The 25552-nt window shown below is 30.4% G+C and carries 21 protein-coding genes; 8 read left to right on the top strand and 13 right to left on the bottom strand.

The genetic code is table 11. The annotated features are described in order from the left end of the window. Nucleotides 1-16 precede the first annotated feature (16 nt). From B4H69_RS07085 to B4H69_RS07100, 4 genes are all read left to right on the top strand, one after another. Nucleotides 17-439, top strand: coding sequence for a GNAT family N-acetyltransferase (locus B4H69_RS07085; RefSeq protein WP_260392513.1), 423 nt, complete (start codon nt 17-19; stop codon nt 437-439). Nucleotides 440-518: 79 nt separating this feature from the next. Next, complete coding sequence (locus tag B4H69_RS07090; RefSeq protein ID WP_286476235.1) at nt 519-1556, top strand: sulfite exporter TauE/SafE family protein; 1038 nt, start codon at nt 519-521, stop codon at nt 1554-1556. Between the two features lie 80 nt (nt 1557-1636). Continuing rightward, on the top strand, nt 1637-2920 hold the full coding sequence (locus B4H69_RS07095; protein WP_180904644.1) for an MFS transporter: 1284 nt from the start codon (nt 1637-1639) through the stop codon (nt 2918-2920). 14 nt (nt 2921-2934) lie between these two features. Beyond that, complete coding sequence (locus tag B4H69_RS07100) at nt 2935-3327, top strand: hypothetical protein (RefSeq protein WP_291093285.1); 393 nt, start codon at nt 2935-2937, stop codon at nt 3325-3327. Between the two features lie 178 nt (nt 3328-3505). On the opposite strand, the gene B4H69_RS07105 is transcribed toward B4H69_RS07100, so the two are convergent. Continuing rightward, a complete protein-coding gene (locus B4H69_RS07105) occupies nt 3506-5890 on the bottom strand; it encodes an outer membrane beta-barrel family protein (protein WP_180904646.1) in 2385 nt (794 codons plus the stop codon). A gap of 165 nt (nt 5891-6055) precedes the next feature. Here B4H69_RS07105 and B4H69_RS07110 point away from each other — a divergent pair, with 165 nt between their 5' ends. Then, nucleotides 6056-6610: a DUF4303 domain-containing protein gene (locus tag B4H69_RS07110; RefSeq protein WP_180904647.1), complete on the top strand. Its 555-nt coding sequence runs from the start codon at nt 6056-6058 to the stop codon at nt 6608-6610. 37 nt (nt 6611-6647) lie between these two features. Here B4H69_RS07110 and rpoN read toward each other — a convergent pair whose 3' ends face one another. The 11 genes from rpoN to B4H69_RS07165 all read right to left on the bottom strand — a co-directional run bounded on the left by rpoN (nt 6648) and on the right by B4H69_RS07165 (nt 18378). Continuing rightward, nucleotides 6648-8120, bottom strand: a complete 1473-nt coding sequence (gene rpoN / locus B4H69_RS07115) for an RNA polymerase factor sigma-54 (RefSeq protein WP_115000980.1) — start codon at nt 8118-8120, stop codon at nt 6648-6650. Nucleotides 8121-8201: 81 nt separating this feature from the next. Further along, nucleotides 8202-9650 carry an asparagine--tRNA ligase gene (gene asnS, locus B4H69_RS07120; RefSeq protein ID WP_180904648.1) on the bottom strand — a complete coding sequence of 483 codons (1449 nt, stop codon included), beginning with the start codon at nt 9648-9650 and terminating at the stop codon, nt 8202-8204. A 163-nt stretch (nt 9651-9813) separates the two neighbouring features. Next, nucleotides 9814-10251, bottom strand: coding sequence for a hypothetical protein (locus B4H69_RS07125; protein ID WP_180904649.1), 438 nt, complete (start codon nt 10249-10251; stop codon nt 9814-9816). A gap of 69 nt (nt 10252-10320) precedes the next feature. Continuing rightward, the gene (locus B4H69_RS07130; protein WP_180904650.1) at nt 10321-12732 is read right to left on the bottom strand and encodes a DUF5686 family protein; all 2412 of its coding nucleotides are present in this window, start codon (nt 12730-12732) and stop codon (nt 10321-10323) included. 76 nt (nt 12733-12808) lie between these two features. Then, on the bottom strand, nt 12809-13363 hold the full coding sequence (gene frr, locus B4H69_RS07135; protein WP_115000990.1) for a ribosome recycling factor: 555 nt from the start codon (nt 13361-13363) through the stop codon (nt 12809-12811). 8 nt (nt 13364-13371) lie between these two features. Beyond that, a complete protein-coding gene (gene pyrH / locus B4H69_RS07140) occupies nt 13372-14082 on the bottom strand; it encodes a UMP kinase (protein ID WP_115000992.1) in 711 nt (236 codons plus the stop codon). Nucleotides 14083-14132: 50 nt separating this feature from the next. After that, nucleotides 14133-14900, bottom strand: a complete 768-nt coding sequence (locus tag B4H69_RS07145; RefSeq protein ID WP_291093290.1) for a TatD family hydrolase — start codon at nt 14898-14900, stop codon at nt 14133-14135. Next, nucleotides 14890-15876: a GSCFA domain-containing protein gene (locus tag B4H69_RS07150; RefSeq protein ID WP_291093292.1), complete on the bottom strand. Its 987-nt coding sequence runs from the start codon at nt 15874-15876 to the stop codon at nt 14890-14892. Before B4H69_RS07150 ends, B4H69_RS07145 begins: the two co-directional genes overlap by 11 nt. 3 nt (nt 15877-15879) lie before the next feature. Further along, nucleotides 15880-16851 carry a polyprenyl synthetase family protein gene (locus B4H69_RS07155; RefSeq protein WP_280036151.1) on the bottom strand — a complete coding sequence of 324 codons (972 nt, stop codon included), beginning with the start codon at nt 16849-16851 and terminating at the stop codon, nt 15880-15882. A 39-nt stretch (nt 16852-16890) separates the two neighbouring features. Next, complete coding sequence (locus B4H69_RS07160; protein ID WP_280046326.1) at nt 16891-17346, bottom strand: hypothetical protein; 456 nt, start codon at nt 17344-17346, stop codon at nt 16891-16893. Nucleotides 17347-17388: 42 nt separating this feature from the next. Then, nucleotides 17389-18378, bottom strand: coding sequence for an LLM class flavin-dependent oxidoreductase (locus B4H69_RS07165; RefSeq protein ID WP_180904654.1), 990 nt, complete (start codon nt 18376-18378; stop codon nt 17389-17391). A gap of 362 nt (nt 18379-18740) precedes the next feature. Between B4H69_RS07165 and B4H69_RS07170 the strand changes: the two genes are divergently transcribed. Next, the gene (locus B4H69_RS07170) at nt 18741-20462 is read left to right on the top strand and encodes a transcriptional regulator (RefSeq protein ID WP_180904655.1); all 1722 of its coding nucleotides are present in this window, start codon (nt 18741-18743) and stop codon (nt 20460-20462) included. Nucleotides 20463-20469: 7 nt separating this feature from the next. On the opposite strand, the gene B4H69_RS07175 is transcribed toward B4H69_RS07170, so the two are convergent. Next, complete coding sequence (locus B4H69_RS07175) at nt 20470-22254, bottom strand: chloride channel protein (protein ID WP_291093296.1); 1785 nt, start codon at nt 22252-22254, stop codon at nt 20470-20472. A gap of 370 nt (nt 22255-22624) precedes the next feature. On the opposite strand from B4H69_RS07175, the gene B4H69_RS07180 reads away from it, so the two are divergent. Both B4H69_RS07180 and B4H69_RS07185 read left to right on the top strand, forming a co-directional pair. Further along, a complete protein-coding gene (locus B4H69_RS07180; RefSeq protein WP_180904657.1) occupies nt 22625-23911 on the top strand; it encodes a T9SS type A sorting domain-containing protein in 1287 nt (428 codons plus the stop codon). A gap of 262 nt (nt 23912-24173) precedes the next feature. Continuing rightward, nucleotides 24174-25460 (top strand): T9SS type A sorting domain-containing protein, encoded by a 1287-nt coding sequence (locus B4H69_RS07185; RefSeq protein WP_180904658.1) that lies wholly within the window; start codon nt 24174-24176, stop codon nt 25458-25460. Nucleotides 25461-25552: the final 92 nt, after the last annotated feature.

The raw sequence follows: 25552 nt of genomic DNA on the forward strand, positions 1-25552 counted from the left end.
CACACGGCTTTTCGAAATTTATTCGAATGCAAAAGCCATGAAATACCGCGAAACCGCATCAATGAAAACGATCAAAGATTCGTACAAAATGCTAGAAAGAGATAAAGAAAAAAAGAATTCTGGATATGAATTTCGCTTTGCTGTTATCGAAAAATCTTCTGAAACCTTGATTGGTACTGTAATGTTTCAACCTGTTCATGACAAAGCGATTATTGGCTATTCCATTGATGAACAATTTTGGAACAGAGGTTACGCAACACGAATCATCAATCTGATTTCGAAAGAGTTGAAATTGAGAAAATATATGCTGATTGAAGCTTGGGTGAAAAAAGAAAATATCGCCTCGTCTAAAGCCTTATTAAAAAATAATTTTCAGCAAATTTCGCAAACAATTTATCCGAAAAATCATCTTTTTCAATTAAGATTTACTTATTCTTAAGTTTTACTTAAGATAAGTCTTTAGACATTTATTTCTAAAATCATCGTCCTAATTTTGTAACAGAATAAAATTTCTGATCATGATTTTTACTATTTTTCTCCTATTTATTGGAGCAATTTTAGCATTTTGGATAAGTGCAATTTGTGGCGGTGGCGCAAGTTTAATCTTAATTCCAATCCTCAATCTTATTATTCCAACTTCGTTAGTCCCTTTTTCGTTAACAATCGGAACATTTACAAGTTCTGCCTCTCGAATAGCGGCTTTCAGAAAATCTGTACATTGGAAAATCTTCTTTTGGTTCGTGCCATTTTCGATTCCAGCAGTTTTAATGGGCGCTTATTTAATCAAATTTATCAACCCAATTTATTTACAAATTATTGTAGCTGTATTATTGATTTCAAATGTTCCACAATTATTTCTAAACAAAAAACAACAAGATAATGAAGAAAAACCTTCACCAAAATATATTTTAGCCATTGTTGGTTTTTTAGCTGGATTCGTTTCTGGAATAACAGGAGCAATAGGTTTATTATTCAATAGATTTTATTTAAAATATGGATTAACAAAAGAAGAAATTATTGCAACGCGAGCTGCCAACGAAATTATACTTCATATCATAAAATTAATCATTTATATTGTTCTTGGTTTATATTCAAAAAACGCTTTATTACTTGGATTGACGATTGCAGTTGCCTCAATTATTTCTTCTTATACGGTCAAATATATTTTACCTTATTTTAGCGATTTTATTTTCAGAAAAGTTGGCTATGCGGCAATGGTTATTTCTGGAATTACACTTTTTTATACAAGTTCTCAAAAAATCATTCAAGAAGATAAAGTTCAACTTACAACAACAAGTAAAGGTGACGAAAATGAAACAACTTTGAAATGGCGAAACAGTGATTTTGTGATGGAATATTCGTTAGATGGTGAATTTGAGATTGAACGTCCAATTCAACCGAATGAATTACCTGAAAAATTATTGAAAAAATACAATGAAATTTTACCTAATTACGATAAAATCCATCTCGAAAAAGTATTCAAAATTGGAGAAGATAGTTATGAATTTTATTGTTACAAAGGCAATAAACTAACCAAATTTGAACTGAAAGAATAGAAGATTGAACAATTAATTTTTACGAAACATTATTTTTGATAAATTATTCTTAAGTTTAGCCAACATTACTATAAAAATTTATGAATACAAAAGATAATCCCAAACTAATACGAGCTTGGATTTCTTACGATTGGGCAAATTCTGTTCATTCTTTAGTTATTGCCTCTGCTATTTTTCCGGTTTATTATACTTTAATGACCTATGATGCGAACGATCAACCGATCAAATTTTTAGGATTATTACCAGAGTCCGCATTCAATTTTTCATTGGCAATTGCTTTCTTTTTTGTGATTGTTTTGTCTCCTGTTTTGTCTTCAATTGCAGATTTAATCGGAAATAAAATAAAATTTCTTCGCTTTTTTTGTTATTTAGGGTCGTTCTCATGTATCGGAATGTTTTTCTTCACATCGAGCGATTTAGTTTGGTTAGCTTTATTACTCAATATCACCGCAAGCATAGGTTTTTGGGGGAGTTTAGTTTTTTACAACGCCTATTTACCAGAAATTGTCTCAGACGAAAAAATGGACAAAGTTTCCGCTCAAGGTTATATGTTTGGTTATATTGGTTCTGTCATTTTATTGACGATTTGTTTAGCAATGATACAATTCGCCCCAGAAGAACAACAAGCTATGTTTACTCGAATAAGTTTCTTATTAACAGGAATTTGGTGGTTAGGATTTGGACAAATTGCATTAAGCAAATTACCAAATCACAAATATGATCGTGAAATTCCGAAAGATATTATCAAATCAAGTTTTAGAAATTTAAAACATACCTTCAAAGATCTGAATCAATACAAAAATATTCGTGTTTTTTTGGCTGGATTTTTCTTTTACAGTTTAGCAATGCAAACTATCTTTTTGATGGCGGCAATGTTTGGAAGTTCAGAAATAGGAATGGAATCTTCAGAATTGATTATGACCATTTTATTAATTCAAATTGAAGCTGTTTTAGGGGCATGGTTATTCTCTTTTCTATCAGGAAAAATAGGAAATAAGAAAACCTTATTAATCGGGATTTTTATCTGGATTATTACATGTATTATTGGTTATTTAATTAATAAAAATGATCCTAATGTAAAAACTCAATTTTACGTAATGGCTGCAATGGTTGGTCTTGTAATGGGAGGTTTGCAAGCTTTATCACGTTCTACATACGCCAAATTATTACCAGAAACAGAAGACACAACAACCTATTTTAGTTTTTATGATGTGTTCGAAAAATTTGCCTTATTTTTAGGTTTAGTTATTTATGGATTATTGATTGAATATTCTGGCGGAATGAAAGCTTCGGCTCTTGCAATGGGCGTTTCGTTTGCGATTAGTTTCATTATTTTATTGTTCTATAAAATGGAGAAGAAATAATAATATGAATATCTATGAAAAAGATTACATTACTATTATTATATTATCTATGTCAAAGTTGTGCTGATAAAAATAATTCTTTTGATGAATTTGATATAACATATAGTAATTTTTTTCAAGTTTATAATTCAATCAAATTAACTAATAGTGACACTGTATTTATTAGAAAATATTATGAAGATTTCGAATTAAAAAATCCATATTATCACAAGGATTATTATGCAATTTTAAATAAAACTGATCGAGATAATATTAATAAAGCAATTGCAAATATTAATCTATATAACTATGATTCAGTTTACCAAAATAAAATTATTATTGTTGGATTTATTTATAGAATATATTTAAAAAAGGATGATACTGAAAAATCTATTTTCGTTTCTAACAAAATGCCTCCAGAAGAATAAAATCAATTGAAACAATTAATATTAAAATCTGTTGATAATTTGAAGCTATTAAAAACAGATAAGAATTTTAGTATAAAAAGTCAAGATATTTTCCCTGAACCAGAGAAAATTACGTATTAATTTTCAAATAAAACTAAACCCCAATATTTTAATCAATATTGGGGTTTAGTTTTAAAAATTATAACCTTCCTTTTTCCGAACTACTTTTTGATTGTTCTATCGTAAATGATTTTCCGAAATTGTATCGAATTCCAACACGATAATAACGAGCGGATTGTCCTGTATAAACAAATTTTGTATCGTTACTAAAACTTTGATCTTGCCAAGCTCTATCTTTAAATACATTATTTACATTAAACGAAACTTCAAACTTTTTATCCAGAAATAACGCTCTCAAACCAAAAGCTGTACTCCAATTAGCACGACTTCTTGACATCGCATCAATTGTTTTTGTTGAATAATTTGTAGTATGGTTAAATAATAATGTTTTAGATTTATTCAGTTCTAAATTATTTGTCAAACGAAATTCTCCATTAAATCCATCCAATGTATAATTATATTCTGGAATAATTCCTTTCGTTTTTTTGTAATACAAATCAATCGCTCCATTGACTTTCCACCATTTTACAAGCTTGAAATTTAGATTTTCACTAATCCCAAAACTCTCCGAATCAGCATAATTATATGGAATCCAATTTTGTGTATTTTCTGTTGGATTTACAACCACAATTTGATTGATTTCATCCGTAGAATTTCTATAATATAACGTTGTAATTGCCAAATCTTTGTATGCATATTCCAACTCATAATTATACGAATAAGAAGGTTTTAACTTCGGATTTCCTTCTGCAAAAGAATAAGGCGAATAAATGGTACGAAACGGATTCAATTGTCCCATAAAAGGTCGATCAATACGTCGCCCAACATTTATACTTAACGAATGATTTTCAGCAGGTTTATACATCAAATAAGCCGTTGGGAATAACCCATCATATTTATAGGTATCATGTTGATTTTCTTGTGGAGAAAAACCTTTTGCATCAGTATTTTCGTATCTCAAACCAATTTTTGCTGACCATTTTTCTGAAATATCTTTTTCGATACTCGCATAAAAAGCTAAAATATTTTCGTCATAATAAAAACCATTACTCAACTTTTCATCATAAACAGGCGTTCCAGAAGATGTGTTGTAAAATAAATTATCGCTATTATTTTTCGTCCAACTGTAACGTCCACCATAATTTAGTTTCCAAGTATTAACGGGGTGTTCCATATCAATATTCAAACTATAATTATTTGCTTTTTGATCAGACAAACTTTTATTTCCTTGATATTCTGCTGTATTTTCAAGATCATTTGAATCAAAAAATCGGTTAGAAGCTACACTTGTATTATTGTTATTAAAATTAACCCAATCAAAATCAAAGGTTAATTTTTTCCCGATTGTATCCATTTTATAAATCACATGATAATTCAGTGTATTGTATTTCGTGTTGCCTTTGCTCCCATTTCGATCATTCAAAATATAACTCAACAATTCATTTTTATCCAAACTATTTATCGTTGTTTTCGTACCACCAGTTCCTTTTCGATTTCCAGCATATAAATCAAGTGTAAAACCAGTTGTCAACTTCTCCGAAATTTTATAATCTAAACCTAATTTTCCGCCAATATTTCTATTTTTTCCACTATTTTTTTCTCTTTCGGTCCAAACTTCATTGGTTTTTGTGAAATAAATATCAGATTGTCCAATTCCGTCATATTCTCCAAAACCACCAAAAATATTCGAAACTAATGTCCATTTATTTTTTCGGTAATTAAACGATGCACTATTGTTCCAATATGGTTTGTTATAATGTTGCAATGACGATGACAAACTCCCATTCCACGAGTCTTTTTTACCAGATTTTAATACAATATTTAGAATTCCACTATTTCCTATTGCTTGATATTTTGCGGGCGGATTTGTAATTACTTCTATTTTCTCGATATCATCTGCGCGAAGCGTTTTTAAATAATTTATCAATTGATCACCAGACATTTCCAACAAACGATCGTCCACCATCACACGCAAATTACTTTTACCAATTATCGAAACAACATCATTATCAACCTTCACACGAGGCGCCAATTTTAGCAAATCTAACGCATCTCCACCTTTTGCTCCTTCCGCTAAATCTGCATTAAAAACAAGTCGATCAACTTTCTTTTCAATTAATTTTTTCTGACTTTTTACAACTGTTTCATTTAATGTAATATTTTCAGTTTTTGGAATAATAATAACGCCTAAATCTTGATTTTGTCCACATAAAATTGTTTGAGTATGAAGCAAAACACCAGCTTCTTCTATTCGAAACGTATAATTTCCTTCTACTAAATCAACTGTAAAAGTTCCTTTATCATCAGTTGAAATTTCATCAATAATTTGATCATCTTTTAAAATAATAACATCAGCCAAACTAACAGGCATTTGATTCGTATATTGCAAGCTTCCTTTATATTGTTGTTGCGCAAAAATCGAGGTCGAGGCAAATAATAAAATTGGTATGTATAATTTAGACATATTAGGTTTGTTTACTATAATGACGTGTGAATTACAGAAAAGTTACATAGAAAATGAATAATAATTGAATTTGTCTTTAAAAAATAAATTAACAATGATTTAATATTTAAAGAATTTTACTACATTTCAAAAAATAATTACAACTGATTAAAAAAATATAAATGAATGGATTTTAATGAATTAAAAAACAAATTAGTGCAATCAACCAAACAAGCCTTTTTGAAAATTTATAACGAAAATCCTTCCCAAGACCTTTATGCTTTTGCCTTGTGCAATAACGACTCGAAAATAGCTATTCATCCTTCGGCAAATTCTGTAGAACATTTGGAAAAAGTTTCGGATGAAGACGATTTTTGTTACTACAAATACGAGCCTTCTGAATGGAAATATGATTATTTAGGAGCTGAAAACTCTTTTCAAGAAATCAATCAAATGTGCAAAGAAATCGTTGATGAACACGATGATGACGAAGATTGGTTTTATCAATTTCAGAATAAAATTAATGAAAAATGTATCGAAGTTTTAGAAGAATTAAAGAATGAAAATTTCTTTTCTAAATTAATCGGTAAAGATATTTTCTTAAACTTTTCTGTGATTGATGATGATTTGAACGTAGAAAAACAACAAAAAATTATTACTCAATTGAATGATAATTCATACAAAGAAGATTATTTTGAATGGATGACAACTTGGGGTAAAAACAAAAAAAGAGCTTTATAAAAAGCTCTTTTTTTTGTTGAATATATTTCTAAAAATTTTAGATTTCTTTTCTCAATCTCGCAACCGGAATATTTAATTGTTCACGATATTTTGCAATTGTACGACGAGCAATTGGATAACCTTTTTCTTTTAAAATTTCAGTTAATTTTTCGTCTGTCAAAGGTTTACGTTTGTCTTCATCTGCAATTACATCTTGCAAAATTCGTTTAATTTCGCGCGTCGAAACTTCTTCACCTTCATCATTTGTTAACGATTCTGAGAACAAATCTTTTATCAAAAATGTTCCGTAAGGCGTTGTGACATATTTAGAATTCGCTACACGAGAAACTGTCGAAATATCCATTCCAATTCTGTCTGAAATATCTTTCAAAATCATCGGTTTAATTTTCGTTTCATCTCCTGTTAAGAAATACTCTTTTTGAAATTTCATAATCGCTTCCATTGTGTACAAAAGCGTGTTACGGCGTTGCTGAACCGCATCAATAAACCATTTCGCAGAATCTAACTTTTGTTTGACAAACATCACAGCTTCTTTCTGTTGATTCGATTTATTTTCGGTTTTTTTGTATGTATCTAACATTTCTGCAAACGCACTCGAAATTTTCAATTCTGGTACATTACGTCCATTTAACGACAATTCTAAATCGCCATCGTTGATATGAATCGTAAAATCTGGCGTTATTTGCTCTACAATTTTACTACTACTCGAAAATGATTTTCCTGGTTTTGGATTCAAACGTTCAATCTCCGAAATTGCATCACGCAACTCATCATCATCCGCATCATATTTTGCCATCAATTTCGAATAATGCTTTTTCGTAAATGCATCAAACGATTCTGAAATTAATTTTTCGGCTAATTCTACTGCTTCTGTTTGATTTTTATTTTCTAATTGAATCAATAAACATTCTTGCAAATCACGCGCACCTACACCAACTGGATCCATTCGTTGAATATAATTAATCAACAAATTTTCGACCTCTTCTGGCGAAGTGTAAATATTTTGCGAGAATGCTAAATCGTCAACCAACGATTTAATATCACGACGCATATAACCATCATCGTCAATATTTCCTAAGATAAATTCAGCAATTTGAAATTGTTCCGAAGTTAATCGATTCGTATATAATTGCGATGTCAAAAACTCGATAAAGCTCTCTCCTTGCGCGTAAGGAACAGATTTATCTTCGTCATCATCACTATAATTATTCGTATACGTTTTATAATTTGGGATGTCATCATCGCTCAAATAATCATCAATATTGATATCACTTGTATCAATCACTTGCTCGTCGCCAAAATCATCACTCTGATTGTCCCATTCTTCCTGCTCTCCTCCGTAATCTTCGTCATATTCAGAAGATTGATCATCCAAAGCAGGGTTTTCTTCCAACTCTTCCTTTACGCGTTGTTCAAAAGCAACCGTAGGAAGTTGAACCAACTTCATTAATTGGATTTGTTGTGGCGATAGTTTTTGTTGTAATTTTAAATTTAATTCCTGCTTTAACATATTTTGGGTTTTGGCTTATATAAAAAACGGATTTAGCTTAAAGTTACAATTTTTAAGCATAAATCCGTAAAAATATTTTGATTAAAATTCAGCGTTATTCGGTGTTCTAGGGAAAGGAATTACGTCACGAATGTTACCCATTCCTGTAACGAATAATACCAAACGCTCTAAACCTAAACCGAAACCTGAATGTGGCACAGAACCGAAACGTCTTGTGTCGCGGTACCACCATAATTCTTCTTTATCGATTCCGAATTTTTCCATTTTTTCGTCTAAAACTTCTAAACGTTCTTCACGCTCAGAACCTCCGATAATTTCTCCTATTCCAGGGAATAAAACGTCCATTGCACGAACTGTTTTTCCGTCATCATTCATACGCATATAAAATGCTTTGATTTCTGCAGGATAATCAAATAAAATAACTGGCGTTTTGAAGTGTTTCTCAACTAAATAACGTTCGTGTTCTGATTGTAAATCTGCTCCCCAACCTTCGATTGGATATTTGAATTTACCTTTTTTATTTGGTTTAGAATCTTTTAAGATATCAATTGCTTCTGTATAAGTTAAACGAATGAATTTGTTATTTAAAACATATTCTAAACGCTCAATTAAACCTAATTCAGAACGCTCTGCTTCTGGTTTTTGTTTTTGTTCTTTGTCAAAACGTTCAGCTAAGAATTTCAAATCATCTTTACACGTTTCCATTGCATAAGTGATAACAGATTTCATAAAATCTTCTGCCAAATCCATATTTTGATCTAAACGGAAAAACGCAACTTCTGGTTCAATCATCCAGAATTCAGCTAAGTGACGAGAAGTATTCGAGTTTTCTGCACGGAAAGTAGGTCCAAATGTATAAATTTTCCCTAATCCCATTGCTGCAGTTTCTCCTTCTAACTGTCCAGAAACCGTTAAGTTAGTCGATTTACCAAAGAAATCTTGTGTATAATCTACTTTTCCTTCTTCGTTTTTAGGCAAGTTTTCCATATCCAAGTTTGTGATATGAAACATCTCTCCTGCTCCTTCAGCATCAGATCCTGTAATAATTGGTGTGTTGATGTAAACGAATCCATTTTCGTTGAAATACTTGTGAATTCCGAACATTAACGCATTACGAACACGCATAGTGGCAGCAAAAACATTCGTTCTGAAACGTAAATGTGCTTGCTCTCGCAAAATTTCTAAACTGTGTTGTTTTGGTTGTAAAATAGTTCCTTTTAAATCATCAGATGGCGCAGTTCCTAAAATTTTGATTTCTTTCGCAACAATTTCAATATCTTGACCTGCTCCTTCACTTTCTACCACTTCTCCTTTAACTTGTAAAGAAGCTGCTGTAGAAATTTGTTTTATAATTGATTCGTCAAAATTTTCGAAATCTACTACTACTTGAATATTATTAATTGTAGAACCGTCATTCAACGCGATGAAACGATTACTTCTGAACGATCTTACCCATCCATTTACAACTACTTCCTGTAGCAACAAATCCTTGCCTTTTTCTAATAAGGCTTTAATTCCGTACGATTGCATAATTTTTTAATTTATCCTTACAAATTTAGTTATTATTTAAAGTTATAAAAATTATAGGCATAATTTTTGCGAATATTTTTCAACCAACCTAAAAATCCTTTATAATTTCAATGAAAATGTAAAGGATTTTTGATTTTAGTTTATTTTTTGAAGTGAAATTATTCTAATTCTTAGATTCAAAACGCAAAAGAATTTCATTTATTCTTTGAATAAGAACTTTATCAGAATTATTATTTTGAATTAAATAATCTACATAATTTTTTAATTCGTAAAATTGACTATCAGTTTTAATTTGATCTTTCTCAATTATCTTTTCGATTCTTTTAAAATATGATTCAAAAATATCAATTTCATAATTGGTTGTCTTTATCAAATATTCATTAAAACCAAAATCTCTATCTTCGATAAAATCAGACCTTAAATCTTTAAACCAGTTTTTTAAAATAGTTAATTTTCCTTTTGAATAATATTCTTCTGCTTGAGTTTTTAAACGAAAATATTCATCTTTCATTTCATTATTAAAGGCAAGATGAACAATATAATAATCTAAAGTCGCAACTACTAAATCTCTATACTTTTTAAGTTCAAATTCTTTATCCATAATAATTAGAATTGTAATTGAATATTAGATGAGATTCTGAAACGAGTTCAGAATGACAGCATCCTTATCCTACAAGAAATTCAAATTTACAGTTAATTTTAAGTAGAAATTATCTTGGAATTTTTCTTCTGAATAAGCACCTAAACGATAAAACGCTCCTAAACCAAATGTTTTGAAAATTAAATTGTTTACCTCAACACCTGTTTCGTGATAATAATGGTTCAACGTTTTGAACTCTAAATTTTGATGATCTGCTCTATCTTTCATATCACCCAAAACTCCACGGTAAACGAATTGCGGGAAAATAATTTTGTTTCCAACTTTAACGCCAGCAAAAATATGCTTCAACTGAAATGATACAAATCGATCCGAATAAAATTCACCTGGACGCATTGTTTCGAAATTCGTTAAACCACCTACTCCAAAATTCAAAAAGTCATTTCGTTTTGCATTTCCTTGTCCTTCGTACAAATTCATCAACGGCATTTTACCTTCGACCCAACCTGCATTTACATTAAAATTTGTTTTACCAACTCGCGTATCAAACACATCAAAATAAGAAACATTGAAACGAAGTGGATCATAATCAGAATTGAAAATATCCCAATATTTCGTCAGCGTTGCATAGAAAACAGATTTCCCGCTATTCACCGTCACTTTCCCGTAAGGCGTGCGAATAAACTTGTCTTTTGGCGCAAAACGAATCGCTAATTGCGTGTTATACAAATCGTACCAACCAATATTATTCAGGAAAGAATAATCAAATTCTGCTTGCTGTTTTTCATAATTCGCCGAAATATTGAAAGTTACATTTTTGAAAATATCTTGTTCATATCCAAACGAATAGCGTTTATATGAAAAATATTCGTGGTTATAAATATTACTAAAAGCTCCAGAAATTAGACGTGTATAATTCGATTGCAATAAAATTGGCGTTTTCCCAGAAGCCGAAACATCTTGCGAGTATTTTGCAAAAATTCGACCCGAATAAGGTTTGTTTACATAATAATCTCCACCAAATCCAAACTTGAATGTTTCATCTTTGAAACCATAAGCCGAATATGCATTCAATGAATATTTATCGCTCCAATTTTCATTTGTATTAAACGCAGCACCAAGTCTAAAACCTTCGTAATCGTTAAACGCTAAGATTTTTGTTAAATCTAAATCAACTTTTCCTAACGATAATTTTCCGCCAGAATTGATGATTCGCGTCAATTTCATTTGACGTTCTAACTTATATTTATCGCCAATACTATCAATTGTCGTGTACGTATTTCGCTCTTTGTTCGATAATGACGAATCACGGTAATCTTCCATCACATTGTCCCATTTCTTTTCGTTCATATTTTGAAAAGAAATTTCGTCTTCGTAACCTAAAAATTCGTTGCGTTTGAAATGCGCAGGATTCTGAATATCCTTGAAAGTAGTTTCGAGATTAATCCAAATTTTTTCTTTTTTATCAATAAAATCATCGCCAGCTAATTTCTCAGTGATCTTGAAATTACCAGCTTCCATACGATATTTTTGTTGATTCGGTATCCAAGAACCATTGTTCAATTTCCAATCTGCTTCTAATTCGGCAATATAATTTGCACTTGTATTTTCCGCTTCAATCTTAATCAAAGCAAAGGTTCTGTCATCAATCCAAAGCGTTCCTTTAATTTGTCTTTTATCCGTTTTGATCGATGGGAAAAAACTAATAACAGCCGTTTTTCGTCCATCAATAAAAATATCTTCTTTGAAACCATAACGGTAATGCGAAAGACCTTCGCGACTTACTGGATTAATAATTCCTTTGAAGAAAAAATTGATTTTATCTTGATCAAAATTGAACGCAATTGGTTGCATCGCCAAATATTCGTACAAAGGCGAACGCATTCCAGAAATACGAGAAGATTGCACAATATTTTTTAATCCAAAACGCTTCGAAACTTTGTGATCCATTGCACGTTCTCCCAAAAATAAATGACTATTGTCTAATAATTTTTTCCATTGATTATTGACAGAATCTTTGTGATTTTGAGGTTGAATAATAAACGGAATCGAATCGTTATTTACTGTACTCCAAAATTTTGTGTATGATTTTAGGAAAATATTTCCTCCGTTTCTGATTGTATTCTTAGATTGATTGCGAATTGCTTTGATAATCAAATTACGACCAACAGAATCATTTGTTGTAAAACTAACCTCATCCAAACTAATGAAAGAAGGTTTCATCATAATTTCGACCAACTTTTTACCTTCAGTCTGAATACTTTCCGAGAAATATCCGTTCTTGATTACATCAATAAAATGAACAGAATCATTGATATCCAATTCTCCTAATTCGTCTGTTTGACCAAGGAATTGTTTGGTATCACTGTAAACATTAGCACCTGTTAAACGAAATTCGTCTTGAGCATCGAATACTCTTACTTTAATTTGAGCAAATGTGGCAATTGAGATACAGAAATTTAGCAGGAATATATAATTCTTCATCGTTTGAAATTGATTATGCAAATAAATAAAAAAAGCAGCGAAACGCTGCCTTAAAATATTTTTTTTTCAAGAAAGATTAAACTTTCATGATTTCAGCTTCTTTTTTCGTTAAAGCTTCTTCTAATTTCTTAGAAAACTTGTCTGTTAATCCTTGTACACGTGTTTCGTAATCTTTCACCATGTCTTCAGAAGCTTCTTTTACAGCTTTCAATGCTTTGTTCGCATCTTGGCGTGCATTACGAAGTGAAATTTTAGCAGTTTCCATGTCCGATTTGGCCATTTTTACTAACTCTTTACGACGTTCTTCTGTTACTGGAGGAATACTGATAATAATTGTATCTCCATTGTTAGAAGGTGCAAAACCTAAATTAGCATTGATAATTGCTTTTTCTATTTCATGAATTAAATTTCTCTCGTATGGTTGAATGCTCAATGTCATTGCATCTGGTGTATTAACATTTGCAATTTGAGTTAACGGAGATAAACTTCCGTAGTAATCAACACGAACTGAACTTAACATTGCAGGAGTAGCTTTACCTGCTCTTAATTTGTCGAATGCAACCTCTAAGTGACTTACAGTTCCCTGCATTTGCTCCTTAGCCGTTTCTAAAATAATATCTAATTCTTCCATTTCGGGATTTATTTATTTGTTACTAGAGTACCTACGTTATCTCCTAAAATTAATTTTTTCAAGTTACCATCTGTATTCATATCAAATACAATAATAGGTAAATTATTTTCTTCACTCAAAGTAAAAGCTGTCATATCCATTACTTTTAAGTTTTTATCGTAAACTTCTTGATAAGAAATTGTTTCGAATTTCTCTGCTGTTGGATCTTTTTCAGGATCTGCAGTATAAATTCCATCAACACGAGTTCCTTTCAAAATAACATCAGCTTGTGTTTCAATTGCTCTCAAAACTGCTGCTGTATCTGTTGTAAAATATGGATTTCCTGTTCCTGCACCAAAAATTACGACACGACCTTTTTCTAAATGACGCGTTGCTCTTCTTTTGATAAATGGTTCTGCAATTTGCTCCATACGAATAGCCGTTTGTAAACGCGTATTAACGCCAGCGTCTTCCAAAGCTCCTTGCAATGCCATACTGTTAATCACAGTTGCTAACATTCCCATATAATCTCCTTGTACACGATCCATACCAGAAGCAACACCTTGTACACCTCTAAAAATATTACCACCTCCGATTACTATTGCCACTTCGCAACCAAGTTCTGCAACTTCTCTAATTTGTTGCGCATATTGTTTCAGCATATTTGGATCGATACCATATTGTAAATCTCCCATTAATGCTTCACCACTCAATTTAAGTAATATTCTTTTGTATTTCATCTTGTCAAAGGTTTTCTTTTGCAAATATAATTTTTCTATTCTGATTTATCCTAACGTTCGAAAATGTCAAACGCATTTTTTGTTGTAATTGCTGCAATTTCAGCTGGTGTTTGATGATAAATATCGACCAACTTATCGCAAACATGTGTCAAATAACTACTTTCATTTCGTTTTCCACGAAACGGAACAGGCGCTAAATAAGGTGAATCTGTTTCGAGAACAATATGTTTAATATCAAAATCACCTAAAAATTGATCTATTTTACCATTTTTGAATGTTACAACACCACCAATCCCTAATTTCAAATTGAAATCAATTGCGCGTTGTGCATCTTCTTTTGTTCCAGAAAAGCAATGAAAAATTCCGAATAATTTTTCATCTTTCACTTCTTCTAATACTTCAAAAACTTCGTTGAAAGCATCACGGCAATGAATTACAATTGGTAAATTCTTTTCTTTTGCCCATTCAATTTGTGTTTTAAAAGCATCTTGTTGCGTTTGTAGAAATTCTTTTTCCCAATACAAATCGATTCCGATTTCGCCAATCGCCTTAAATGGTCGTTTATCAATCCATTCACGTACATGAGCCAACTCCTCCTCTATTGTATCTGGATGAACCGAACATGGATGTAAACCCATCATCGCAAACATCGAATCTTGATGTTGACTTTCTAATGTCAACATTCTCTCCGTGTAACTTTTATCAATTGCTGGCAAATAAAATCTCCCTACTCCATTTTGTTTTGCTCGCGCAATTACTTCATCTATATCATTCTCGAATTGCTCCGAATATAAATGTGTATGTGTATCAATTAACATGTTTTATTTTTGATTTCAAAAGTTCTTTTTCAGCAGAAAAATCAAGTTGATTTCCTTTTTCTAATTCATTCATCAATGCAATCGTTTTTGCTAAAAACTGTTGATGATTGTCTGATTCTTCATTAAAAGGACGATGATTAATCGCTGAAATAACTTTGTTTATTTTTTGAATAATTGTTTGCGTTGATTGCTCGAAATAAGTATCCGAAAATTTTTCCCAAATGTAATCAACGGCTTGTTTCGATGGATGAATCAAATCTTCTTTGAAAAAACGATAATCTCTCAAATCATCCAAAACCAATTCGTATGACGGAAAATATTCAACATGATTATTTTGACTTAATTGATATAAAGCGTCTAACAATCTCGCTTTACTTACATTATTTTCAATCATTCCATCTTTTGTGTGACGAACAGGGCTAACTGTTGTAATAATGCGAATTGTTGGATTAATTTTCTTCAAATCTGAAACAATTAATTCCAACGATTTTAGATTTTCTTCTGTTGTTAATAATCGTTTTTCAAATTGTTTTGCGTCAACTTTATGACAATTCGCGACAATTTGATTAGACGTTTTCCATTCATAAATCCACGATGTTCCCAATGTAATCATCAGCACATCACAAGAAAGAATATAATCATGAACTTTATCTAAAGTCGAATTTAATTCCTCTAGAACAGCTTCTTTCGTCAACGCATTAAACGACGAATGTACATCGAAACAGAAAAATTCTTCTCCGTTTTGATGTACATCTGCTGTTGTAAAATATTTTTTTTGAATACTTCTTTCGATTAAATTTTGAATAGAATGTGAATTAAAAATCACTCCAAAAGGATTAATTAATCCATCAAACTTTAAATCTGTCAAACGCTTTCCAATTTCATCTGAAAAACAAGAGCCTATCGTCAATATTTTGTGTTGATGATTGAGCTTAAAATCAGAAGATTGAATTTGAAAAGTCGTTCGAAATTGCATTTTTTATCCTTGTCGATCAATTAAAACTTCGCTTAATTCTCTCAAATAAGATTTGCGTTCTTCTGGAACATCAATTTGATCCAAATAGCTGTGCGCTTTATTTGTATATTCTCTAATTAATGTCGAAAGTTTACGGTTTACATTCAGTTTTCTGAATAATTTTTCTACCGCATATACCTTATCAATATTATCTGTATTTGAACTATACCAATATAATAATTCCTCTTTTTCTTCTTCGTTTGCCGCTTCTAAAGCAGAAATGTAAAGAATCGTTTTCTTATTTTCGAAAATATCTCCAGCGTGTTTTTTACCTAAATGTTCAAGGCTACCAAAAACGTCCAAATAATCATCTTTCAATTGATACGCGATTCCTAAATTCAAACCATATTGGTACAATTTATCCGAATCCTCTTCCGAAGCATTTCCAATCATTGCACCTAATTTCAAAGCACAACCAAGTAAAACACTCGTTTTTAAAGAAATCATATTGATGTAATCATCGTACGAAACATTCAATTTTGTTTCATAATTCACGTCCAATTGTTGTCCTTCACAGACTTCTAAAGCAGTTTTAGAAAATAATTTTGTCGAACTTTTAAATAATTCTGGTTCTAAATCTTCTAAATATTGATACGCTTTTACCAACATTGCATCACCAGAAAGAATCGCTGTATTTAATCCAAATTTTTCGTGAACTGTTGGTTTACTTCTTCTTAATGAGGCATTATCCATAATATCATCGTGCATCAACGAAAAATTATGAAAAAACTCAATCGCTAACGAAGGTTTCAATGCTTTTTCAACTTCACCATCAAACAAATCAGTTCCCAATAAAGTCAAAATTGGACGAATTCTTTTACCACCAATATTCAAAATGTAATCCATCGGTTCGTATAATTCTTCTGGATTTTTAGAAAATGGATTTTTATCAATTGTTTCGGCAATTAATTCGTGAAATTTATCAAATGAGTACATAGTTTGATTTTTGTAAAAATTAAGTTTTGGCAAATATAACTAAGAATGATTGATTTTGGGTTGTTTTCTTTTATTTTTGATTGAACCTAAAAATTCGATTCCGACAATTAAATACAAAAGAATTTGACCAAGAATCGCCGCAATAAAATAAGGATGACCTTTTTGTAAAACAATCTCAGCACTTTGCAACGAAGGAATTGTCCAAAAATAAGTGGAAACAATTACTAAAAGCAACGCGTTAAGCCTAAAAATCCAAATTTTATTCATTTTATATGTTCCGAAATGGATAAATAAAGCGCCCAAAAAAGTATAAGCCAACACCTCGAAAAATTCGTTCAACACAAATTGTTCTCTAAATAAGCCAAAAATATCTTTGTGACTTACAAACAAAAATTCTTCTGGAACAAGGTAACTCCAATGGTTTGCAATAAAAAATAAAACAAGATTTAGCATCAAAACAATCGTCAATTGATCTTTGAATTGATCAACAAACATTGAATAATAATTGAACTTTGAGATTGACTTCTTTGATTTCATTTAACGAAACAATTCACTTACAATTTGATACGATTTTCGTTTTGCTTTTTGATCAAAAACATTTGTTGAAACCATAATTTCATCAATTTTAGATTCAAAAATAAATTCATCAAAACTCTGCGCCAATGCACCTTTACTTCCAATAAAAGACAAAGCTGTCATTCCTTTTAGCATATATTTTTGCTCAGGCGAAGCTAATTCTAACTGTGTTTTTTCTGGTGGAACAATTGGTTGACGTTTATCGGTAATAATATTCAAGAATCCTTGGTACATCGACATCGATAAATAATGCGCTTCTTCGTCTGTATTCGCCGCAATTACATTGACACAAGCAATCGTATATGGTTCTTGCAAAAATTCAGAAGGTTGAAATTGAGAGCGATATATCTCTATCGCATTATAAAATTGTTGTGGCGCAAAATGCCCCGCAAATGCATAAGGCAAACCTAATTTAGCCGCCAAAAAAGCCGAATCCGTACTTGATCCTAGAATATAAATCGGCACATTTGCTCCTTCTCCAGGAATCGCACGCACTTTACTTTCTTTATTATCTAAACTAAAATAGTTTTGTAGATTTTTGATTTCAGCTTCAAAATCGTAATTCATAAAATTATCGCCTCTACGCAAAATAGACGCCGTTAATTGATCTGTTCCTGGCGCACGACCTAAACCTAAATCAATACGATTTGGATAAAGTGCATCTAATGTTCCAAACTGTTCTGCAACAGATAAAGCAGTATGATTAGGTAACATGATTCCTCCCGAACCAACTTTAATTCTTGAAGTTCCATTTGCTACATAACCTATTAATAAAGAAGTTGCCGCACTCGCAACATTTTGCATATTATGATGTTCGGATAGCCAATAACGACTATATCCTATTTCGTCGACAAATTTTGCGTTATCTAACGTGTTTTTGAACGTTTGATTTAATGTATCCCCTTCTCTCACATAAGCCAAATCTAACACCGAGTAATTTATTTTTCTCATCCGTTCTTTTCTAATTAAAATATGAAACTAAATTACAAAGAAAAAAATTCAAAAAAAATTCCTCCATAACATACATTACGGAGGAGATAAATTTGATAATTGGATTTATAAATAGGTTTAAGTAGTCGAGAGTGTAAAGTTTTTAATTAATAGTTTGATGATAGATTAGTAATCTTTCGAGATACTTAATTCAAAAATAGATAATTAAAAAAATAAATACACAATTTAGGGGGGGACAACTGGGGGGACATTTCGTATTCGATTAAATATCAAATATTTGAAAACATATTAAATCATCGAAATAATTCGAATTTTTGTTAAGATTTACAATTTTTTCGGTCTATATTTGAAAAAATAATATATTGAAAGTTTCTATTTTTTTTACGCTCCTACTCTTTCCTTTTTTATTTTTATCATCATTTAGTTCAATTAATAAAAATGATGAAAGAATTCTTATTGAAAAAATCATCGAACAGAATAAAAATGTGACAGATTCTATTCAATTGCAAAATAATTTCAAGAAATTAGATATTTCATCAACTTCTTTTTTATCAAAAAGTCTAAAATCAATTTATCAAGTTTATTTAGCTAATCTTTATGCGCAAACCAACGATAAATTAAACAAAAAAAGTAATTCGTTATTTGAATCTGCATTGAAAGTTTCAAAAAATGTTAACTCTCCAGAATTACAAATTTGGGTGAACACACAATTCGGGTATTACTATTATAATTTTAGTCAATATCAAAATGCTTATCCATATTTTATGGAAGCATCAAAACTTCTTGACTTAACAAAAGATGAGGATATTTTCTCTAAAAGTGATGTTTACAAAAAGAATGCATTTTACTTTATGAATGTAAAAGAGTTTGATAAAAGTGAAAAATATCTTTTGTTAGCTTTAAAATATACCAACAAAAAAGACGATGAATATGGAACAATTCTGAATGCGATAGGTCATGTTTTTATGAATAAAAATAATATTAACAAAGCAAATAATTACTTCGAGTTAACAAAAGAATATGCAATTCAAAATAAGGATGAAATTCGATATGCAAAAGCTTTAGGTGATATTGCGTCTATAAATATTCTCAATAAACAGTACGATTTAGCGATTGATAATTTGAAAAAAGATATTGAAATTTCTAAAAAATTAAAAAACGCTAGAAATTTAATGTATGCTAATATTCAATTGGGAAAATTGTACTTGCAATTAGATCGAATTGATGATGCTAAAATAATTTTGAATGAAGCAAAAGATTATGCTTCTCAAAAAATTTATTTGAACAGTTTTGAATATGATATTTATAAAATCTTATTAGAAATTGCTTTAAAAAACAATAACACCAATGAGGAGTTACTTTGCCGAAGAAAATTGGATGAATTGGAATTAGAATTGCAAAAAACAGATGGTCAAAATGTGATTAATGAAATTAATTGGAAAATTCAACAAGAGAATTTTAACTTTAAATATGAAGCAGAAAAAGCAAAACAAGAAAAAACAACCATCCTAAAAAATGCATTATTTCTTATTTCTTTTCTATTAATCATCATCATTTTAGTTGTAATAATTTCTTATCGTAGAAAAATAAAAATACAAAATTCCACATACGACAATAAAATATTATCTATTCAAAATGATAAACTTAAGTCTGAAAATAAATTAAATAAAACTGCTCAAACTTTAGAATCATATAAAACTTATCTGTCTGAAAAGAATAAACAAATAGTTACATTAAAGAATGAAATCAATTCGATTTCTAATTCAAGTGCCACAAACAAAGAAAAACAATATAATGAATTAGTTAATCTCTTAGATTCGCATTTGATGACGGACGAAAGTTGGGGTAATTTCAAGAATATTTTTGCCCATGAACAAAACGATTTTGTAAAGTATCTTTCTCAAAATTTCCCATCTTTAACTGAATCTAATTTGAGAACTATTTACTTGTTAAAATTAGGCTTGAACAATTTAGAAATTTCTCAAATCTTAGGAATTTCTGCAGATTCAGTCAAAAAATCGAAACAGCGCTTAAAAAAGAAATATGAAAATTTTGAGTTGATTTTTAAAGATAATGATGATTAAGAAACAATTATTCAATTCTCAACTTATTCAAATTACTTCGATAACTTTCTAATAATAAACTTTCCGTTACATAACCTTCAAATTTACCTTTTTTAGTGAGTAAAATATAATCTATTTTTTTTGCTTCCATCATTTTCATCACGTTTGCAGCATTCGTAAAAATAGATGTCGAAGTTGCTTCTGTAATACATTCTAAGTAGCTTTTATCAATATTATCATTAAAAATAAATGATCGAATATTATCTAAAACTATAACTCCATGAATCGATTTATCTTCGTTTAGAACTGGAATAAAGTCTTGTGTTGTAGTAGAAAAAATTTCTTTTATATCTTCAATTGAATTGTAAACTGTCAATGTTTTGATATTCTTGATATAAATCGAAAACAAATCAATTTTATTGAACAAATTTCGGTCTTTATCAGATGTAAAAACAATTCCTTTTTCTGCTATTGCGTATATATCCATCGAATATTTGTCGTATCGTTTTGAAATTGCAAAACTTATCGAAGAAACAATCATCAAAGGAATAATCAATCCATAACCTCCCGTAATTTCGGCTATTAGGAAAATCGCTGTTAATGGGGCGTGAAACAATCCACTTAAAACAGCTGCCATTCCAACAACTGTAAAATTACCAACAGGAACTTCTTTGAAACCAATCAAGTTAAAGAATTTTGCAACAAAAAAACCAAGATATGACCCAACAAATAACGAAGGTGCGAAGTTTCCTCCGTTTCCTCCACTTCCTAAAGTTAAACCTGTTGCAATAGATTTGATTAAAATTGTGACAAAAACAAATCCTAAAACTATCCATTGATTCGTTCTAAAACTCTCTAACAATGAATTATTTAAGATAAAACCAGCTTCATCATTTGCTAAATATTTTATACTCTCATAACCTTCACCAAATAATGTTGGGAAGAAGAAAATCAATATTGCTAAACTTCCGGCACCAACAATCGCTCGCCAATATACATTATCCGAATAATTCCCTANNCGAGCATGATAAACTGAAACAAACCCCGCTAAAACACCCAAAATCACATAGAAAATAACATTATGATAATCAAATCCTAACGCATAACGAAAGGATAATAACATATTGCTTTTTAAAGTTAAATTAGCAATTAAAGCTCCTGTTGCAGAAGATAACAATAAAGGAATAAAAGCAGTAACACTCATATCCGCTAATACAATTTCTATCGCGAACAAAACACCTGCAATTGGCGCATTGAATGCTGTCGCAATACCAGCTGCAACACCACAAGCCAACAAAAGTGTTCTTTCTTTGTATTTGAATCTGTAATATTGTGCATAATTAGAACCAAAAGCTGCACCAGTAATTGTAATTGGGGATTCTAAACCAGCCGAACCACCCATACCAACTGTTAAGGAACTCGTTAAAATCTGAGCATACATCTGTTTTTTAGGCATTATTCCAGACTTTTTAGCTACAGCAATCATAATTTGAGAAGTTCCCTTTTCTATCGAACCATCCAAAAATTTCTGTACTACAAAAACCGTCAACAAAATACCTATAATTGGCAATATACTATTGATATAAGGTAGTTTGACTAAATTATTAATATAAATAGTAAATTGAAAAACATTGTGCGCAAAAGTTTTTAGCACAATCACTGCAAAAGCAGATGAAATAGCTACTAAAATACACGATAAATACAAAAATTGTCGCTCTGTTAAAACCAATTTTAATAGATTCAACAAGTTTTGAAAAAAATTAAATGATTTTTTAATGTATTGAAAAAACTTTTGTTTTGTAGAAAGTCGCATACTTCAAAAATAGTGTACCTTTTGTTTATTGCCTAATTTAACTGCCACGAATTACACAAAAAGTAAACCAATAATACATAAAAGAATAAAATTTTTGAGAAAAAAAATAATTAATCATCTAATAACTATTTAATGCTAACAACTTCAATGATCTATAAACATTCACTTTTATAAATTATTTACTTTTCTATGATTCACTAAATAAAAGAATATTCATTAAAAGCATTTTTACAATTAATAAAATAACTTATTAATAATAAACACTTTAAACTTTATTATTTCAGAATAAACATTTACATACATAACTAAACAGCAATTGATTGAGAATAAAATATAATTTTATAATTCAATGAATTAACACTTTAAAATAATGAAAAAAATTTACTTCAAGCTTATTGGTTTAACCATGGGTGTATTTATGTTAGCTAGTAATAAAACTAATGCACAAGTTTATGTTATTGGGAATGGAGAATATGCTACAAGTGTATCAAATGATGGAAATGTTGTTGTTCTTTTTGGATTGGACAATAACTATTATTGGACAAAAGACAAAGGTGTCCAACAATTAGGAGAAATAGTACCAGGAAGTTATAATGGTGGTGTATCTACAGTTACAGCTGACGGAAAAATAATTTCTACTAATGTAGTTGATCCCAAAACAGGTATTAATCAAATTGCTACTTATAATTTAGAAAAAGATGAGTGGAATTATTTAGGAGGTCTTGGTAAAATTGTCGATAGTGAAACAAGTTCTGTATGGGGAATGACAGGAAATGGATCGGCAATAGTTGGAATCGCAAGTACATCCGACGGATATGGTCACGCTGTTAAATGGACAAAAGAAACTGGTTTAGTTGATTTAGGCTCGACTACTCCAAAATCAGCATCTAGAGCAAATGCAATAAGTGAAGACGGAACAATGATTGCAGGATGGCAAGATGATAAAAATGGAGCCAGATATGGAGCTTATTGGAAAAATGGAGTACAACATTTAATAAAAGACAATAATGGAAATCCTGTTTACGAAATTAGTTCTGTTTCGGGAGACGGAAAATGGTTATTAGGTTCTCAATTTGAATATGCAATGAAATGGAGCGAGGAAACTGGAGTACAATTAATTGAAGATTCTAATGCAGATCCATTTTATGTTGGAGCGGCTACAGCTACAAATTATGATGGAAGTGTAATTGTTGGATATTACAGAGAATTTCCTGGACCTGCAATGATGGGTGATGGATTTATTTGGACAAAAGAAACAGGAAAAATCAGTTTAGATGAATATGTAAAAAATCTAGGATATGATAATTTAGGAATTACCTTTTCTTTACCTTATGCAATATCTAAAGACGGAACAAAAATTGTCGGTGTAGGAAGAACAACTGAAGAAGCAGTTTCTTTTATGATTTCTCTTCCTAAATTAGGAACTTCAGAAGTAAATAAAGTTCAATATTCTGTTTTTCCTAATCCTACAAGTGATATAATAAACATTGAGACAAAAGGAAAATTATCTTCATCAATATTATATAATATGACTGGACAAAAAGTTCTTTCTTCTAATGAAAAACAACTTAATATTTCGTATCTACCTAAAGGTACTTACGTTCTAAAAACAATTATTGATGGAAATGAAAACACTAAAAAAATTATTAAAAAGTAAATTTTATTAATCAATATTTAACAAGCCAGAAATTAATTTCTGGCTTGTTTATTTATTACTATAATATTTTTAATAAAAATTATTCAAATCAATTCAAAGAATTTCCTTAAAATCATTTAACTAACAATACACGTAAAGTTATGTTAATCAATGTTTTATTCTTCGTAATTAAAGAAAACAATATAACTTTATCCAAAACAAATCATCCTCAGTTAATAAAGTCTAAATTTATCATTCAAATTAATTAACACAGAAATTCATTATGAAAAAAATTTACTCAAAACTTAAAAGTTTAGCTGTATTATCAGCTTTAATTGGGGGAACAAGCTTTGTTAATGCACAAGTTTATGTTGTTGGAGATGGTCAAACTGCATACAGCGTATCAGACAATGGAAAAGTTGTAGTATTAAACACAGTTGATAATAATTTTTATTGGACACCAGAAAAAGGTATTCATTTATTAGGAGAAATTGCTTCTGACACTTCAAACTCAGGGCATCCATTGGTTACTGCTGATGGTAATAAAATTGCTGTAATGGTTGCTAAACCTGAAACAGGTGTAAACCAAATGTCTATTTATGATATCGAATCTGACACATGGAAATATCTAGGCGGACTTGGGGGAGTTTCAGATAACGAAACAAGTTCTGTTTGGGGAATGAGTGCTGATGGAAAATATATTTCGGGATTAGGTGCTACTAAAGACGGAAGTTTTCATGGTATTGTGTGGAACGAAGCAACTGGATTTACAGATTTAAAAACTGATGGCGAGTATTATTCTCGTGCGAATGGAATTAGTGATGATGGTAAAATTGTTGTTGGTTGGCACGATACTGACTTTGACCGTTGGGGTGTTTACTGGGAGAATGGTGAAAGACATCAAGTTTTAGATCAAGACGGATATGAAGTTCTTGAATTAGCAGGAGTTTCTGGTAATGGAAAATGGATGATTGGAGCAACGGGAGAAGATGTAGCTATGCGTTACAGTAAAGAAACAGGCGTACAATTGATAGAACATCCTAAACAAGGATTCTATTTTAATGGAGCTGCAACAGCAATAAATACTGACGGTAGCGTTATTGTAGGTTTTTATAGACCTTGGCCTGGACCTGCATTCATGGGGGAAGGATTTATTTGGACTGAAAAAACAGGACGAGTTGAATTAAATGAATATGTAAAATCTCTTGGTTATGATGATTTAGGTATTACATTCGCATTACCTCTAGGAATGTCTAAAGATGGAACTAAAATTGTTGGTTTAGGCAAAACCGATGAAGGTGTTGTTTCTTTCCTTATTTCTTTACCTAAATTAGCTACTACAGAAGTTAATACAGTAAAATTTGATATATATCCAAACCCAAGTTCAGATGTTATCAATATAGAAAGTAAAGGAAAAGTAACTGCTTCTGTTTTATACAATATGGCTGGACAAAAAGTTCTTGATTCTGATATGAAACAAATCAATATTTCTTCTTTACCTACAGGAACTTATATTTTAAAAACTACTATTGATGGTAAAGATGTTACGAAAAAAGTAATGAAAAAATAATTTACCTTAATTCATATCATAAAAAATCTCGAGCAGATGCTTGAGATTTTTTTATTTAATTAATTTTCTTATTTCGATTTTATTTTAGGAAT

Origin of the sequence: Empedobacter sp. UBA6745, assembly GCF_002453775.1 — a bacterium.
GTDB classification, from domain to species: Bacteria; Bacteroidota; Bacteroidia; order Flavobacteriales; family Weeksellaceae; genus Empedobacter; species Empedobacter falsenii_C.

Bases quoted from the DNA above. Each gene is read 5' to 3' on its own strand.
- B4H69_RS07090 (WP_286476235.1), top strand. From the start codon at position 519: ATGATTTTTACTATTTTTCTCCTATTTATTGGAGCAATTTTAGCATTT.
- B4H69_RS07095 (WP_180904644.1), top strand. From the start codon at position 1,637: ATGAATACAAAAGATAATCCCAAACTAATACGAGCTTGGATTTCTTAC.
- B4H69_RS07100 (WP_291093285.1), top strand. From the start codon at position 2,935: ATGAAAAAGATTACATTACTATTATTATATTATCTATGTCAAAGTTGT.
- B4H69_RS07105 (WP_180904646.1), bottom strand. From the start codon at position 5,890: ATGTCTAAATTATACATACCAATTTTATTATTTGCCTCGACCTCGATT.
- B4H69_RS07110 (WP_180904647.1), top strand. From the start codon at position 6,056: ATGGATTTTAATGAATTAAAAAACAAATTAGTGCAATCAACCAAACAA.
- rpoN (WP_115000980.1), bottom strand. From the start codon at position 8,120: ATGTTAAAGCAGGAATTAAATTTAAAATTACAACAAAAACTATCGCCA.
- asnS (WP_180904648.1), bottom strand. From the start codon at position 9,650: ATGCAATCGTACGGAATTAAAGCCTTATTAGAAAAAGGCAAGGATTTG.
- B4H69_RS07125 (WP_180904649.1), bottom strand. From the start codon at position 10,251: ATGGATAAAGAATTTGAACTTAAAAAGTATAGAGATTTAGTAGTTGCG.
- B4H69_RS07130 (WP_180904650.1), bottom strand. From the start codon at position 12,732: ATGAAGAATTATATATTCCTGCTAAATTTCTGTATCTCAATTGCCACA.
- frr (WP_115000990.1), bottom strand. From the start codon at position 13,363: ATGGAAGAATTAGATATTATTTTAGAAACGGCTAAGGAGCAAATGCAG.
- pyrH (WP_115000992.1), bottom strand. From the start codon at position 14,082: ATGAAATACAAAAGAATATTACTTAAATTGAGTGGTGAAGCATTAATG.
- B4H69_RS07145 (WP_291093290.1), bottom strand. From the start codon at position 14,900: ATGTTAATTGATACACATACACATTTATATTCGGAGCAATTCGAGAAT.
- B4H69_RS07150 (WP_291093292.1), bottom strand. From the start codon at position 15,876: ATGCAATTTCGAACGACTTTTCAAATTCAATCTTCTGATTTTAAGCTC.
- B4H69_RS07155 (WP_280036151.1), bottom strand. From the start codon at position 16,851: ATGTACTCATTTGATAAATTTCACGAATTAATTGCCGAAACAATTGAT.
- B4H69_RS07160 (WP_280046326.1), bottom strand. From the start codon at position 17,346: ATGTTTGTTGATCAATTCAAAGATCAATTGACGATTGTTTTGATGCTA.
- B4H69_RS07165 (WP_180904654.1), bottom strand. From the start codon at position 18,378: ATGAGAAAAATAAATTACTCGGTGTTAGATTTGGCTTATGTGAGAGAA.
- B4H69_RS07180 (WP_180904657.1), top strand. From the start codon at position 22,625: ATGAAAAAAATTTACTTCAAGCTTATTGGTTTAACCATGGGTGTATTT.
- B4H69_RS07185 (WP_180904658.1), top strand. From the start codon at position 24,174: ATGAAAAAAATTTACTCAAAACTTAAAAGTTTAGCTGTATTATCAGCT.